A 14,527-nucleotide genomic window follows, 5' to 3' on the forward strand; every position below is an offset into this window, starting at 1 on the left:
ATGTATAATCTTCTAAAATAAAAAGGAGATAGTTATGGGAGCAATTTACGACAAAATGTACAAAGAGTCACTGAAAGATCCTGAAAAATTCTGGGCAGAGGCAGCAACAAAAGTTCATTGGTATCATCAGTGGGATAAAGTATTGGATGTAGTAAACGGACATTATAGATGGTTTGTCGGTGGATGTATGAACACTTGTTACAATGCACTTGATTTACATGTTGATCATGGAAGAGGTGACCAAGCGGCACTTATCTATGACTCTCCGGTAACGGACTCTAAACAAACTTATACATATACACAACTTCGTGATAGAGTAGCTAAAACTGCTGGTATCCTTGTAAATAAAGGTGTTGTAAAAGGCGATAGAGTTGTTATTTATATGCCGATGATTCCAGAAGCTGTTATAGCAATGCTTGCATGTGCAAGAATTGGTGCTATTCACTCTGTTGTTTTTGGTGGTTTCGCTGCACATGAACTTGCAACTCGTATAGATGATGCAAAACCTAAGGTTATCATGAGTGCTAGCTGTGGTATAGAGATAAGTCGTGTTATTCACTATAAACCTCTATTAGATGAAGCTATTAAAAGAGCAACTCACAAACCTACATGTTGTATTATTCATCAAAGACCTCAAGAAAGAGCAAATATGCTTCCTTGGAGAGATGTTGATTGGGCTGAGGAAGAAGAAAAAACAGCAGCAGTTGATTGTGTTCCTTTAGATGCTATTGACCCTCTTTATATTCTTTATACATCAGGAACTACTGGTAAACCAAAAGGTGTTATTAGAAGTAATGGTGGACATGCAGTTGCTATGAAATGGTCTATGGATAATGTATATGATGCAAAGCCAGGCGATGTTTTCTGGGCAGCAAGTGATGTTGGCTGGGTTGTTGGACACTCTTATATCGTTTACGCTCCACTTATGAATGGTTGTACAACTATTGTTTATGAAGGTAAACCTGTTAGAACACCAAATCCAGGAGCATTCTGGAGAGTTTGTGAAGAGCATAAAGTAAATATACTTTTCTCAGCACCAACTGCTTTTAGAGCTATTAGAAAAGAAGACCCAAAAGGCGAATGGGTTAAAAAATATGACCTTAGTAGCGTAAAAGGTCTTTTTGTAGCTGGTGAGAGATGTGATTCTCCTACTTTAGAGTGGATGAAAGAAGTAACTGGAAAAGAAGTAACTGATCACTGGTGGCAAACTGAAACTGGTTGGGCAATTGCAGCAAATCCAATGGGATTAGATCCTATGAAAGTAAAATCAGGAAGTCCTACAAAACCAATGCCAGGCTTTAATCTTCAAGCACTAGATGCAGATGGTAAGCAATGCAAACCAGGTGTATTAGGAAATCTTGTACTTAAATTACCACTACCACCAAGTTGTCTTATGGGAGTTTGGGAAGATGATGCAAGATATAAGCGTTCATACTTAGACTTTTACCCAGGATATTATTTAACTGGAGATTCTGGATATATCGATAAAGATGGATATGTTTGGGTTATGGGTCGTATGGATGGTGTAATTAATGTTGCTGGACATAGACTCTCAACTGGTGAGATGGAAGAAATTGTTGCAAAGCATCCTGATGTAGCAGAGTGTGCTGTAATCGGTGTAGATGATGCATTAAAAGGTGAAGTTCCTATGGGCTTTGCAGTTCTAAAAGAAGGTATTGAAAGAGATAATCAATCTTTATGTGAAGGAATTGTTCAACTTGTTCGTGATGAAATTGGAGCAGTTGCAAGCTTTAGAATTGTAACTATTGTAGATAGACTACCAAAAACTAGAAGTGGAAAGATTCTTCGTGGAACTATGCGAAGTATGGCAGATGGAAAAGAGTGGAATATGCCTTCAACTATTGAAGATGAAACAGTATTACCAGAAATACAAGCAGCTATTACAGCTCTTGGATACCCAAAAAAGAAGGAAGAAGCATGAGTGCAGGAAAAAAATTTAGAGAAGCGTTAAAAGATCAGAGTCCATTACAAATATTAGGTGTAATCAATGCATATAGTGCTATTCAAGCAGAACGTGCTGGAGCAAAAGCTTTATATCTTTCAGGTGCTGGTGTTGCTAATGCTAGTTATGGTTTACCAGATCTTGGTATGACAATGTTAGAAGATGTATGTATTGATATTAGAAGAATCACAGGTAGATGTGATGTGCCATTATTAGTAGATGCAGATACAGGTTGGGGTGGAGCATTTAACATAGCTAGAACAGTAAGAGAGATGACAAAAGCGGGTGCTGCTGGATGTCATATTGAAGATCAAGTTGCTCAAAAAAGATGTGGACATAGACCTAATAAAGAACTAGTTAGCATTGAAGAGATGAGTGACCGTATTAGAGCAGCAGTAGATGGAAAAACTGATCCTGATTTCGTAATCATGGCTAGAACAGATGCTCACGCAAGTGAAGGTCAAGAAGAAGCTCTTAAGCGTGCTCAAGCTTATGTAGATGCTGGTGCAGATATGATTTTTGCTGAAGCTATTCATACACTTAAAGAGTATGAAGATTTTACAAATGTTATCAAAGTTCCAGTTTTAGCAAATATTACAGAATTTGGTGCAACTCCTATGTTTACAGTTGAAGAATTAGCAAGTGTTGGTATAAGTATGGTTCTTTACCCACTTTCAGGTTTTAGAGCTATGAATAAAGCAGCACTAACTGTTTTTGAAGCTATCTTAAATAAAGGTACTCAAAGCTCTACTGTAGAAATTATGCAAACAAGAATGGAACTTTATGATATGTTAGGTTACCATGCATATGAAGATAAACTAGACGCACTTTTTTCAAAAAGTAAATAAACAATTATAAATAATAAAGGATAAATTATGAGTACTACTACAGGATTTAAACCTAAAAAGTCTGTTGCCTTATCGGGCACAGCAGCAGGTAACACTGCTATATGTACAGTTGGTATAACAGGAAATGATTTACATTACCGTGGATATGATATCTTAGAGTTTGCTACAAAAGCAGAATTTGAAGAGATTGCATACCTAATCGTTCATGAAAAACTACCAAATAAAGCAGAGCTTAGTGCATATAAAACAAAACTAAAATCAATGCGTAATATACCAGCTGCTGTTAAAGTAGTTTTAGAGCAATTGCCTAAAGATACACATCCTATGGATGTAATGAGAACAGGTTGTTCAGCTCTTGGATGCATCGAACCAGAAGACAAAGCACATCCAAAAGATGAAGCGCAAGATATCGTTGATAGACTTATGGCATCATTTGGATCTATTTTATTATATTGGTATCACTATACTCATAACAATAAGAAAATTGAACTTGAAACTGATGATGATACGATTGCAGCTCACTTTTTACATTTACTACACGGCGAAGCTCCAAAAGAATCTTGGGTAAGAGCTATGCATATATCTTTAATCCTTTATGCTGAGCATGAGTTTAACGCATCTACATTTGCTGCAAGAGTAATTGCTGGAACAAACTCTGATATGTTTTCTGCAATCACAGGTGGAATAGGGGCTTTAAGAGGTCCAAAGCATGGTGGTGCTAACGAAGAAGCATTTAGAATTCAACAAAGATATAGCTCTCCTGACGCGGCAGAAGCAGATATCAAAGAAAGAATGGCTAGAAAAGAAATCGTTATTGGTTTTGGGCATCCTGTATATACTACAAGTGATCCAAGAAATGTTGTTATTAAAAAAGTTGCAGAGGAACTTTCAACTGAAAATAATGACACTCTAATGTACGATGTTGCTTCAAGATTAGAAGAAGTAATGTGGGATGCTAAAAAAATGTTTCCAAATCTTGACTGGTTCTCTGCTGTTTCTTATAATCAAATGGGAGTTCCAACTGATATGTTTACTCCATTATTTATTATTGCTAGAACTTCAGGATGGGGAGCTCATGTAATTGAGCAAAGAGAAGATGGGAAAATCATTAGACCTTCAGCTCAATATGTTGGTGATGAAAATCTTACTTTTGTTCCATTAAGTGAGAGATAATTATGACAAATGATAAGTATCTAAAAAAATTAGAAGGATTTGACACTAGCTTTTACGATGTAAAAGCTGCTGTTGAAGATATACAAGCTGGTTCTTTTGAAAAAATGAACTATACTTCAAGAGTATTAGCTGAAAACCTTTTGCGAAAATGTCCAAGTGAAGATTTAAAAGATTCACTAGTACAACTTATTGAAAAAAGAACTGATAAAGATTTTCCTTGGTATCCATCAAGAGTTGTAACTCATGATATCTTAGGGCTTACAGCATTAGTTGATTTAGCTGGTTTAAGAGAAGCGATTGCAGATCAAGGTGGAGACCCTAAAAAAGTTAATCCTGTAGTTCCTACTCAACTTATTGTTGACCACTCTTTAGCAGTTGAGTGTGGTGGATTTGATCCAGATGCATTTCAAAATAATAGAGATATAGAAGATAGAAGAAATGCAGATAGATTTCACTTTATTAACTGGACTAAAATAGCGTTTGATAATGTAGATGTTATTCCTCCAGGCAATGGTATTATGCATCAAATTAACTTAGAAAAAATGTCACCAGTTATTCATAATGTTGATGGAATTGCAAGTCCTGATACATTAGTTGGAACTGATTCTCATACTCCTCATGTTGACGCACTTGGTGTTTTAGCTATTGGTGTTGGTGGATTGGAAGCTGAAAATGTTATGTTAGGAAACCCTTCTTTTATGAGAGTTCCTGATATTATCGGTGTTAATATTGTTGGGCAAAGAGCTGAAGGAATTACTGCAACTGATATTGCACTTACATTAACTTCATTTTTAAGAGAAAGTAATGTTATATCTGCATATTTAGAGTTTTACGGTACGGGTTTAGAGTTCTTAAACTTAGGAGATCGTGCAACTATTTCTAATATGACTCCTGAATATGGTGCATCTGCTGCTATGTTTGGTATTGATGAGCAAACTTTAGATTATTTAACATTAACAGGTAGAGAATCTTCTCAAGTGAAACTTGTAGAAGCTTATGCAAAAGCAAATGGTTTATGGACAACTTCTTTATCTAAAGCTACATACCAAAGAGAATTAACATTTGATTTGTCAGAAGTTACAAGAAGTTTAGCAGGTCCTTCTAAACCCCATAAATTAGTACCAACTTCAACTCTAAAAGCTGAAGGAATTACTGATAGTAGTGTAGAGATTACAGAAGATCAGATTCCAGATGGTGCAATTTTGATTGCTGCTATTACATCATGTACAAATACTTCAAATCCTAGAAATGTTATTGCAGCTGGTTTATTGGCTAAAAAAGCAAATGAATTAGGATTGAAAAGAAAACCATGGGTTAAAACATCTTTAGCTCCAGGTTCTAAAATAGTTGAAGAGTATTTAAAAGATGCAAATTTACTTACTGAACTTGAACAATTAGGCTTTGGTATTGTAGGTTTTGCTTGTACAACCTGTAACGGTATGTCAGGAGCCTTAGACCCAGTTATTCAAAAAGAAGTTGTTGATAACGATATTTATTCTACTGCTGTACTTTCTGGAAACAGAAACTTTGATGGAAGAATTCACCCATATGTAAAAGAAGCATTTTTAGCATCTCCACCGTTAGTTGTAGCTTATGCATTAGCGGGTTCTATAAGATTTGATATTGAAAAAGATTCTTTAGGTACAGATAAAAATGGTAATCCTATTACACTAAAAGATTTATGGCCAAGCGATGAAGAAATAAATGCAGTTGAAAAAGCATCAGTTAGACCTGAAATGTTTGAAGCTATTTATGAACCGATGTTTGCAAAAAGTATTATGGAAGGTGTTGAAATTTCACCTTTTTATGAGTGGAACAGAAAAAGTACATATATCAACAAACCTCCTTATTGGGAAGATGAATTTATGGGTAAACCTGCTCTTAAAAACATGTTACCACTAGGTGTATTCCCTGATAATATTACAACGGATCACTTATCACCTTCAAATGCAATTTTGCCTACAAGTGCTGCTGGTGAGTATTGTCTTGAAATGGGTCTTCCTATAAATGATTTAAACTCTTATGCAACGCATCGGGGGGATCACTATACTGCTCAAAGAGCAACATTAGCAAATCCAAAACTATTTAATGAAATGGTTAAAGATGCAAATGGTGAAACTAAACAAGGTTCATTAACTACAATCATGCCAGAAGGTAAAGAATCTAGAATGTGGGAAGCTATTGAAATTTATATGGAAAGAAAACAGCCATTAATTATTATTGCAGGGACTAACTATGGTCAAGGGTCTTCAAGAGACTGGGCTGCTAAAGGTGTTAGACTTGCTGGTGTTGAAGTTTTAATTGCTGAATCAATTGAAAGAATTCATAGAACAAATCTTGTTGGTATGGGTGTTCTTCCATTACAATTTAAAGATGGAGATACTAGAAAAACTTACTCTATAGTAGGGACTGAGTCTTATGAAATCTCTGGTGAGATTGAGGCAAGAGGAAGCCTGACAGTTATCATGACAAGAGCAAATGGTGAAGTTGTAAATATTCCTGTTACTTGTAGACTTGATACTTCTGCTGAAGTTGAAGTATATAATGCTGGTGGTATTTTACAGAAATTTGCTAAAGACTTTGTTGCTGCTGGTAAAAAATAATGTATAAACCACAAATAAAAGTTCCTGCCACATATATGCGTGGTGGGACTAGTAAAGGAACTTTTTTCAATCTTGTGGATATCCCTAAAGAGATTTGGGAAGACCAAGAAAAAAAAGATAAATTTCTTCTAAGAGTTGTGGGAAGTCCAGACCCATATAAAAAACAAATTGATGGTATGGGTGGAGCAACTTCTAGTACTAGTAAAACTGTCATAGTTGATAAAAGTAAAAGAGATGATCATGATGTAGATTATTATTTTGGTCAAGTGGCAATAGATAAGCCATTTGTTGACTGGAGTGGAAACTGCGGAAACCTTACTGGTGCAGTTGGATCATTTGCTATAAAAAGTGGTTTAGTAGATGCATCTAAGCTAGTTGAAAATGGAATTGTTGAGGTTCGTATTTGGCAAACACAGATTAAAAAAACTATTATCGCTTATGTACCTATGGCAAATGGTGTTGTAAAAGAGATGGGTGACTTTATTCTTGATGGGGTATCATTTCCCGCAGAAGAGGTAAAAGTTGAGTTTGTAGCTCCTGTAGATGCTGATGAGAAACTATTTCCAACAGGTAATTTAGTTGATGATTTAGAAGTACCAGGAGTTGGAACTTTTAAAGCAACAATGATATCAGCAGGAATTCCTACTATCTTTTTAAATGCTGATGAGATTGGATACAAAGGAACTGAGCTTCAAGGAGACATAAACTCTGATGAGGAAGCCTTAGCAAGGTTTGAGACTATTAGAGCTTATGGTGCTATTAAGATGGGACTAATAACAGATATAAAAGAGGCAGAGACTAGACAACATACTCCTAAAATTGCTTTTGTTTCAAAACCCCAAAGTTATAATTCATCAAGTGGTAAAGAAATTACTACTGATATGATTGAGTTAAATGTCCGTGCTTTATCTATGGGTTTACTTCATCATGCAATGATGGGAACTGCATCTGTGGCTATTGGTGTTGCTGCTTGTGTACCTGGAACTTTAGTGAGTTTAGCTGCTGGTAATGGACAACGAGATAGTGTTACTTTTGGACATCCCTCAGGCACTTTAAAAGTAGGTGCAGTCATAAATAAAATTGATGAAAAATTTGAAATTGAAAAAGTAAGCATGAGTAGAAGTGCAAGAATAATTATGGAAGGTAATGTTCATGTTCCAGCGGATACGATGAACTAAACAACTACTCTTGCTTTTGTTTGATTTTCTTAGAATTTTTGTGCTAAAATTATAATTATAAAAATAGTTAGGAATTTTCATGGATAATCAAACAAATTTAAAAAAACTAAGCCAAAAAGTAACAGATATTTTACGAAACTATAACTCATTAAAAGAAGAAAATCAGCTAATGAGAAATGAGCTTATAACACTCAAAGCAGAAAATGAAGTTAAAAATACTCAGATACAAAATCTAAGAGATGAAACTCTTATGAAAGATTTAGAAATCGAAGAAATAGTTGAACAAATAGAAAGTATGTTAGGCTAAAGCAAATGAGTAAAAAGATAGTCTTACATGTGAATGGTCGTCGTTTTGATGTTGATGTTGAAGATGATTTTGCACCGTTTTTAGAAGAAGAAATGTCAAAAGATTTTAATGTAGATGGAAATAACGATTTAAAAAGAATGCTTCATGCGTATGTTAAAAAAACACATGAACTTTTCATTCAAGAAAAAGAAATACAAAGAATTTATACTAATATAAGTTAAAAGTGATATAATTTCGTTCTCTTAAATAGAGACGGTGTGCGCTCGTAGCTCAGCTGGATAGAGCACTGGTTTGCGGTACCAGAGGTCACAGGTTCGACTCCTGTCGGGCGCACCATTTATTAACTACAAATATCGCGGAATAGAGCAGTTCGGTAGCTCGTCGGGCTCATAACCCGAAGGTCGCAAGTTCAAATCTTGCTTCCGCAACCAAAATTAAACAAATTTAACTACACCTTTAGAACCGCTAAACTCACCAATTTAAGCAGTGAGTGCAATTTACACCTAACCTTTTTTAAGCATTAAATAACTTGAAAAAAGACTTTAATGGAATTAATCTGTTCTTTTATCCTCAAGCCCACCCGCAAACAAAGTGTTACTGCTGTGACTTCTTTGAGTTTTTTCTTTGTCTTTTTTGTTTCTCGTTTGAGTTTACGCTTCAAGTTCATCTATAAAGTTCATCCATAAAGTTTGCTACGCTATAGGCATAAGCATTGCGTTCTTTAATCCTGTCTAGTAAAGGTTTGTTATGTGCATAAGTAGTATGAAAAGAACATTCTAACTCTTCATACAAATTATACTACCCCAAGAAAATCAAACAACTATTTCTAAAGTTTAATTCTTAAAAGAGTAAAATTAAACAATAAAAATAGAAGGTAATCTTATGAGTCGAAAAAGAACAACATATACAGCAGAATTCAAGACAAAGTTAGTTTTAGAAGTTTTAAAAGAAGATAAGACACTAAATGAAATAGCAAGTGTAAATAATATCACACCAAAAAACTTACAAAATTGGAAGAAGATATTCTTGGAAAATGCAGAAGTTGCGATGGAACCTGCAAAAGTAATTAAAGAGTACAAAGAAGAGAATGTAAGATTACAAGCTAAACTTGATGAATATGCAAAGGTTGTAGGTCAACTAACAGTAGAGAAGGACTGGGCGGTGGGAAAGTTAAGCAGCTTGGACTCTAGCTATAAAAAGGAGTTGATTGATAGAGATGAAAATAAGGCATTATCAGTTGTAAAACAATGTAATCTTATTAACTATAACAGAAGTAATTTGTTCTATGCACCAATGGTAAATCTTGCTAAAAATGTAATTAAAAAACATATAGAAAAAGTATTTGAAGAGATACCAAGCTATGGCTATATGAAAGTGTATCATCAACTACTAGAGGATGGTTTTCGTGTCAGTCCCAACACAGTGCTGGCATACCGTAGAGAGTTAGGTTTACAGGCTGTTTTAGCTGTAAGACCACCAAATACAAGCTGGGCGGACAAGCAACATCATAAATACTCTTACAAAATAAGAGGATTAGATATCGTAAGAGCAAACCAAGTATGGTCAACAGATATAACCTATATTAAAATTAAAGGTGGTATGGTCTATATGGCTGCCATAATTGATTGGTATTCTAAAGCAATATTATCTTGGCGAATATCCAACACAATGGATACAGATTTAGTCATAGGTGTACTAGATGAAGCACTCGCACTCTATGGTAAGCCTGAAATATTTAATACTGATCAAGGATCACAATATACAAGCTGTATCCACACTCAAACATTAAAAGATAATGACATAATTATCTCTATGGATGGCAAAGGTAGAGCAACAGATAATATTTGTATTGAGAGGTTCTGGAGAAGTGCTAAAGTTGAAAAAATATACCTCAATGAATATGAGAGAGTATCAGTTCTCAAAAGTGATGTTAAGGATTATATAGAATTTTATAATCACAGAAGATTTCATGAGACATTGAAATATAAAAAACCTATGAATGTTTATTATGATAGTTTAAAAATCAATGATGAGAATTACACTAAATCTAGTGAAAATGTAGCATAGGGTAACAGGTATTTAGGGAATTAGATTTTTGAAAAAGTTGTCTTGACATATTGGGGTAGTATAAATCTTCTATTTCACTGGAGTGGTAACCTTATGGTTAGAATAGTCACCTCTATTTATAACTTTATACTCGGTAGTTTTAATAGCATCTGTAACATATAAATAAGCATCGGTTTTTGTGACAATTTTATCTTGAGTATAGTCACTAGTATTTGTTTGATAATAGTCTTTAAGAACTCTAAAGTCTCTTGCTCCTCTTAGTGCTCTTAAAAAGGTTAAGTTTCTATATGGAGGGAGTGCTGACATAAACTTAATTTATACTTTTGGATACTCTAGCATCTATTCTATTCCACCTGTGTATGGGTTTGGAACTAGAGTTTTTTGGAGTTTGTAGGCTTTTTTTAGTTCTTCGTTTGTCAACTTCCATTTTGTTTTTAAGTAGGAGAGTAACTTTTTCTTTTTTTCAGGCTTTATGCTTAACAATCCAATCATATAAGCTCCCCCTTTTATATTTTTATCTTGTTTATGGTATAAATTTCCCAAGTTTTTAATACTGCTATAATTTTTTAATTCTACGCCTTTTTTATACCATTTAATTGCATTTTGAATATCTTTTTGTTCTTTATACAATATACCTAGATTTACACAAGCATCAGAATCCCCCATATCGTAGGATTTTTCATACCATTTTATAGCATTTGGATAATCTTTATATACTTTTTTGTATAATAAACCTAAGTTCACCCCCCCCCATCTGCATTGCCCATCTCAAAAGATTTTTTATACCATTTGATAGCGTTTTTATAATCTTTTGAGTTTTTGTAAGCTAGTCCAAGATTAAACGCAGCATCCTTCTTAGGATTGTATTCAAAAGATTCTTTGAAGAGTTTAGCAGACTCTTTATATTTTCCTTGTTCGCTTAACCTGTGTGCCTTATTATAAAGACTATCCGCTTTCTCACTAGCCTTAGGGTCAACATACTTAATCGAAAGAGGTTCTATCGCATAAGCACTTTGTCCTATAAACAGAGATGCTAAAAACAGTAATTTTAATAGTTTGTATTTCATCTTAACTCATTTGAATATTTAGTATTTTACAATCATCTTTAGTTAAAGGTAAAGATTTTATATCTATAATCTTTAACGCACCGCCTGTCGCTCTAGCTAGATACTTACCTGCATCATCATAGTAATAGACAACATCATATTTTAGACTAATCGCATCACTATGAAGTAATAACTTGGTATCTTTTTTAGGATACTCTTGTATAACCGAACTGTCACTTATATCAAGATGGCTTAAAAGGTCTATATACTCTTTAGCATTTTTCAGTTCATGTTGTGAGATATCTATCTCTATCTCTTTATCATCTTCAAGAAGTACAATGCGTTTTATATCTTTATAAAAATCTTTAGAGATAGAGACATAACTACATACAGCATAAGTTGCTTTACTTGATTTGTATTGTTTTGAACGCCCAGATTTTTCAATATTCACCCCTTTTAGAGTGGCATAAAAAGAACTTAGCTCATAACTAAACGCAGCGTTTAACTCTTTTTTATGAGTACTGTAGTTTGCATAGATAAAGTCTCTCATATCTTTAGGTTTTTGCATAAAAGGAATTTCTTTAATACTTTTAGAATTATCTTTATAAAGATACTCTTTAGTATCACTACTTAAACTCTCTAAGATATAAGGTTTACGCCCATTTTGGTAAAAGAGAGATTTCTCTATCATAACTTCGACATTAGTATCAATAATATAGCTTGATATCGACATCCAAATAAGCTCAATAGCTATACCTATAATCAAGATTTCTCCTATACCTGAGGCAAAGAGCATTAAAGCTATGGTAAGCCCAGTTTTAACACTAAGAGCAACAACTGCATCATAATCTTTATCATTCAAAGAAGCTATCTCATGGTAAGCCCCAAAGATAACAATAGGGATAGCAAGTTTAGTAAGCACTTTTTGAAAAACAAGCTTTTCCTCTTTCATAGCTTTAAACATATTATATGCTATTGCCTTGGAGGACAATAACTTAGTTGCTTGTGCGGCTTCTCCTGTAATCTTAGATAAGACATTGATGGAGACTGAAAGTTCTAGGAGTGAGCTTAAGGTCATTTTTTGGTAATCTTTGAGTATCTTACCTGTTTGATAGAGAGCTACAAAGAAACTTAGTCCTTTTAGGGCTGGGATGGTTATTTTATAGGGTTTGGAGTTTCTAAGTTGTTTTATAACTGTTGTGGCTTGTGCTTTGCTAGAGTTTTTACCACCAATATCATCAGTTGATTGTGTCTTTGTATTAGCTTTCTCTCCCTCTCTCTGCTTATCCTCAGCCGCATGAATCTGACTCGTAATCCCATCTAGTGCTTTTAACTGTGCAAATAGTTTTTCATGAGTTTTTTTGACTTCTAGGTTTTTGTCTATACTTCCATCATCTAGTTTTGTTAAATCTAGTTGGTACTCTTTTGCTGTCTCTGGAGCTATGACATCAAGAAATTTTTTCGTTACATTATCTTGACGGCTTAAAAACTCTTTTTCGTTATAGCTTCCTTTAACAAGTGAGTGAAGGATTAAACTGTGTAAGCTTTTATGATAAAGTTGAAATATATCCTCTTTATAAAGCTTTTCATGTTCATCTGCTTTGAGTACTTGAAGTTTTTTTGAGATGGAGATTAAAAAGTCCATAACTGCACTCTTTGTATTAAAAGGAGAAGTTTGATTTACTTCTTCATCAAACATAGTTCTACTTGCAGTAAGTGAGTAAGCTATATTTAAAAGTAGGCCTATTCTCTCTAAACTTGTATCTTTTAGACTACTGTACTTTTCTAGTAGTTCTTTGAGCTGTGAACTTTTAAGTTCTTTGGAGAGTGTTTCACTTAGATTTTGAGGGGATTCTCTATGTTTTGGGATTTCGTAAAAAAACTCAAAGGTCTCTTTTGCGGGGATTAAAGTAGCAAACTTTAAAAGCTGTGTCTTATCATTTCCTTCCCACTCAAAAGCGCAGTCTTTAGCTATAGTCTCTAAGTTTTCATAATCATCAATGAAGTTATCAGTACGGTCACCATTTTTATCTTTAAAGAGTTTAGTGTAAGGACTGTCTTTAAGCTTATCATTAATCTCTTCTTGAATATCTTCATCAAACTCTGGATGAGCAGATAGCTTCTTTAAATTATAATGAAACTCTTCTATAGCATCTTTATATTTAGTACCGATAGCATCATTATGTTTACCACTAAAGTAGAGACTAAAAAGTGTTAATGCTGTTATCTCTGTATAACTCTCTCTAGTACTCATCTCATACTTGTGTGATGTTTTACTACCATTGATATGTGCTCTTACGCCTAAACACAAATAGTCATGACTTTTACTTTCAATGATACATTTTTCATTAAGATGCTCTATTTTTCTCCCATCAAAGGTATTATAGTTATGTTGTGTGGCGAGTAAAAACGAAGCATTTAGTTTTACTTCATTTAAGTAACTCATAGCTACATCATGTTCAACAAAAATATTAAGTCTTATAAAAGAAGCATTACTATCTTTGATGCTCCATGAAAAACCTCTATCTTTACAAGTATCTATAATATAAGGTATAAAATCTTCTTTCATACCTTCAACTAAAGTATAGTAAGCCTTTTGGAGTTTTTTCTTTGTGTTTTTTCTTTCTTGTTTCTCGTTTGAGTTTACTTCAAGTTCATCCATAAAGTTTGCTACGCTATAGGCATAAGCATTGCGTTCTTTAATCCTGTCTATTAAAGGTTTGTTATGTGCATAAGCAGTATGAAAAGAACATTCTAGCTCTTCATACAAATCTTCTATTTCACCGATAGGGTCATCTATTTCAACTACTATGTTTAAGTGTGACTTGTTTAGTTTTTTAGCTTCTTTATTTGAGATTAAAATATCTTTCATCTCTTTATTTATATGTTTTATGGACTTTGAATAATCTTTATGGTTTATACAATGAAGATTTTTTTTACCACTTAGTGTTACAGAAACTGGAATGAACTTACTCTGTTGCTCTTTAGTGAGTTTTACATTTGAGTAGATGATTTCAAGTTTTCCATCTTCTTCATAGCAGGGTATATATTTACGAATGACTTGTGTATCTGTATCTTTAAACTGTACCTTCTCAACCTTAGGGTTAGAATAGTCACCTCTATTTATAACCTTATACTCTGTAGTTTTAATAGCATCTGTAACATATAAATAAGCATCGGTTTTTGTGACAATTTTATCTTGAGTATAGTCACTAGTATTTGTTTGATAATAGTCTTTAAGAACTCTAAAGTCTCTTGCTCCTCTTAGTGCTCTTAAAAAGGTTAAGTTTATATATGGAGGGAGTGCTGACATAAACTTAATTTATACTTTTAGATACTCTA

Annotated in this window: 13 protein-coding genes and 2 tRNA genes; 10 read left to right on the forward strand and 5 right to left on the reverse strand. The window is 33.8% G+C overall.

The annotated features are described in order from the left end of the window. Positions 1-34: 34 nt before the first annotated feature. The 9 genes from MOV42_RS03580 (at position 35) to MOV42_RS03620 (ending at position 8,503) form a co-directional block, all read left to right on the forward strand. The gene (locus tag MOV42_RS03580; RefSeq protein ID WP_324172434.1) at positions 35-1,942 is read left to right on the forward strand and encodes a propionyl-CoA synthetase; all 1,908 of its coding nucleotides are present in this window, start codon (positions 35-37) and stop codon (positions 1,940-1,942) included. Further along, complete coding sequence (gene prpB / locus MOV42_RS03585) at positions 1,939-2,811, forward strand: methylisocitrate lyase (RefSeq protein ID WP_324172435.1); 873 nt, start codon at positions 1,939-1,941, stop codon at positions 2,809-2,811. The genes MOV42_RS03580 and prpB overlap by 4 nt, the downstream gene beginning before the upstream one ends. Before the next feature lie 27 nt (positions 2,812-2,838). Beyond that, on the forward strand, positions 2,839-3,984 hold the full coding sequence (gene prpC / locus MOV42_RS03590) for a bifunctional 2-methylcitrate synthase/citrate synthase (RefSeq protein WP_324172436.1): 1,146 nt from the start codon (positions 2,839-2,841) through the stop codon (positions 3,982-3,984). Between the two features lie 2 nt (positions 3,985-3,986). Further along, positions 3,987-6,587, forward strand: coding sequence for a Fe/S-dependent 2-methylisocitrate dehydratase AcnD (acnD, locus tag MOV42_RS03595; RefSeq protein ID WP_324172437.1), 2,601 nt, complete (start codon positions 3,987-3,989; stop codon positions 6,585-6,587). Next, positions 6,587-7,765: a 2-methylaconitate cis-trans isomerase PrpF gene (prpF, locus tag MOV42_RS03600; protein WP_324172438.1), complete on the forward strand. Its 1,179-nt coding sequence runs from the start codon at positions 6,587-6,589 to the stop codon at positions 7,763-7,765. The genes acnD and prpF overlap by 1 nt, the downstream gene beginning before the upstream one ends. Positions 7,766-7,844: 79 nt before the next feature. Then, positions 7,845-8,072 carry a hypothetical protein gene (locus tag MOV42_RS03605; RefSeq protein WP_324172439.1) on the forward strand — a complete coding sequence of 76 codons (228 nt, stop codon included), beginning with the start codon at positions 7,845-7,847 and terminating at the stop codon, positions 8,070-8,072. A gap of 5 nt (positions 8,073-8,077) precedes the next feature. Then, positions 8,078-8,293 carry a hypothetical protein gene (locus MOV42_RS03610; protein WP_324172440.1) on the forward strand — a complete coding sequence of 72 codons (216 nt, stop codon included), beginning with the start codon at positions 8,078-8,080 and terminating at the stop codon, positions 8,291-8,293. A gap of 38 nt (positions 8,294-8,331) precedes the next feature. Next, positions 8,332-8,408: transfer RNA gene (locus MOV42_RS03615), tRNA-Arg, on the forward strand. Between the two features lie 18 nt (positions 8,409-8,426). After that, positions 8,427-8,503, forward strand: a tRNA-Met gene (locus MOV42_RS03620). A gap of 232 nt (positions 8,504-8,735) precedes the next feature. Here MOV42_RS03620 and MOV42_RS03625 read toward each other — a convergent pair. Continuing rightward, a complete protein-coding gene (locus MOV42_RS03625) occupies positions 8,736-8,864 on the reverse strand; it encodes a hypothetical protein (RefSeq protein WP_324172441.1) in 129 nt (42 codons plus the stop codon). 90 nt (positions 8,865-8,954) lie between these two features. On the opposite strand from MOV42_RS03625, the gene MOV42_RS03630 reads away from it, so the two are divergent. After that, positions 8,955-10,139: an IS3 family transposase gene (locus MOV42_RS03630; protein ID WP_324170993.1), complete on the forward strand. Its 1,185-nt coding sequence runs from the start codon at positions 8,955-8,957 to the stop codon at positions 10,137-10,139. Positions 10,140-10,208: 69 nt separating this feature from the next. Here the strand turns inward: MOV42_RS03630 and MOV42_RS03635 are convergent, their stop codons facing one another. The 4 genes from MOV42_RS03635 to MOV42_RS03650 are packed head-to-tail and all read right to left on the reverse strand — an operon-like array spanning position 10,209 to position 14,498. After that, positions 10,209-10,445 carry a hypothetical protein gene (locus MOV42_RS03635; protein WP_324172442.1) on the reverse strand — a complete coding sequence of 79 codons (237 nt, stop codon included), beginning with the start codon at positions 10,443-10,445 and terminating at the stop codon, positions 10,209-10,211. A 33-nt stretch (positions 10,446-10,478) separates the two neighbouring features. After that, complete coding sequence (locus MOV42_RS03640; RefSeq protein WP_324172443.1) at positions 10,479-10,883, reverse strand: hypothetical protein; 405 nt, start codon at positions 10,881-10,883, stop codon at positions 10,479-10,481. After that, on the reverse strand, positions 10,880-11,206 hold the full coding sequence (locus MOV42_RS03645) for a tetratricopeptide repeat protein (RefSeq protein WP_324172444.1): 327 nt from the start codon (positions 11,204-11,206) through the stop codon (positions 10,880-10,882). The genes MOV42_RS03640 and MOV42_RS03645 overlap by 4 nt, the downstream gene beginning before the upstream one ends. 1 nt (position 11,207) lies before the next feature. After that, complete coding sequence (locus MOV42_RS03650) at positions 11,208-14,498, reverse strand: hypothetical protein (protein WP_324172445.1); 3,291 nt, start codon at positions 14,496-14,498, stop codon at positions 11,208-11,210. Positions 14,499-14,527: the final 29 nt, after the last annotated feature.

The organism is Sulfurimonas sp., from assembly GCF_029027405.1.
GTDB lineage: Bacteria > Campylobacterota > Campylobacteria > Campylobacterales > Sulfurimonadaceae > Sulfurimonas.

Bases quoted from the DNA above. Each gene is read 5' to 3' on its own strand.
- acnD (WP_324172437.1), top strand. From the start codon at position 3,987: ATGACAAATGATAAGTATCTAAAAAAATTAGAAGGATTTGACACTAGC.
- prpB (WP_324172435.1), top strand. From the start codon at position 1,939: ATGAGTGCAGGAAAAAAATTTAGAGAAGCGTTAAAAGATCAGAGTCCA.
- MOV42_RS03650 (WP_324172445.1), bottom strand. From the start codon at position 14,498: ATGTCAGCACTCCCTCCATATATAAACTTAACCTTTTTAAGAGCACTA.
- MOV42_RS03605 (WP_324172439.1), top strand. From the start codon at position 7,845: ATGGATAATCAAACAAATTTAAAAAAACTAAGCCAAAAAGTAACAGAT.
- MOV42_RS03580 (WP_324172434.1), top strand. From the start codon at position 35: ATGGGAGCAATTTACGACAAAATGTACAAAGAGTCACTGAAAGATCCT.
- MOV42_RS03645 (WP_324172444.1), bottom strand. From the start codon at position 11,206: ATGAAATACAAACTATTAAAATTACTGTTTTTAGCATCTCTGTTTATA.
- MOV42_RS03610 (WP_324172440.1), top strand. From the start codon at position 8,078: ATGAGTAAAAAGATAGTCTTACATGTGAATGGTCGTCGTTTTGATGTT.
- MOV42_RS03635 (WP_324172442.1), bottom strand. From the start codon at position 10,445: ATGTCAGCACTCCCTCCATATAGAAACTTAACCTTTTTAAGAGCACTA.
- prpC (WP_324172436.1), top strand. From the start codon at position 2,839: ATGAGTACTACTACAGGATTTAAACCTAAAAAGTCTGTTGCCTTATCG.
- prpF (WP_324172438.1), top strand. From the start codon at position 6,587: ATGTATAAACCACAAATAAAAGTTCCTGCCACATATATGCGTGGTGGG.
- MOV42_RS03630 (WP_324170993.1), top strand. From the start codon at position 8,955: ATGAGTCGAAAAAGAACAACATATACAGCAGAATTCAAGACAAAGTTA.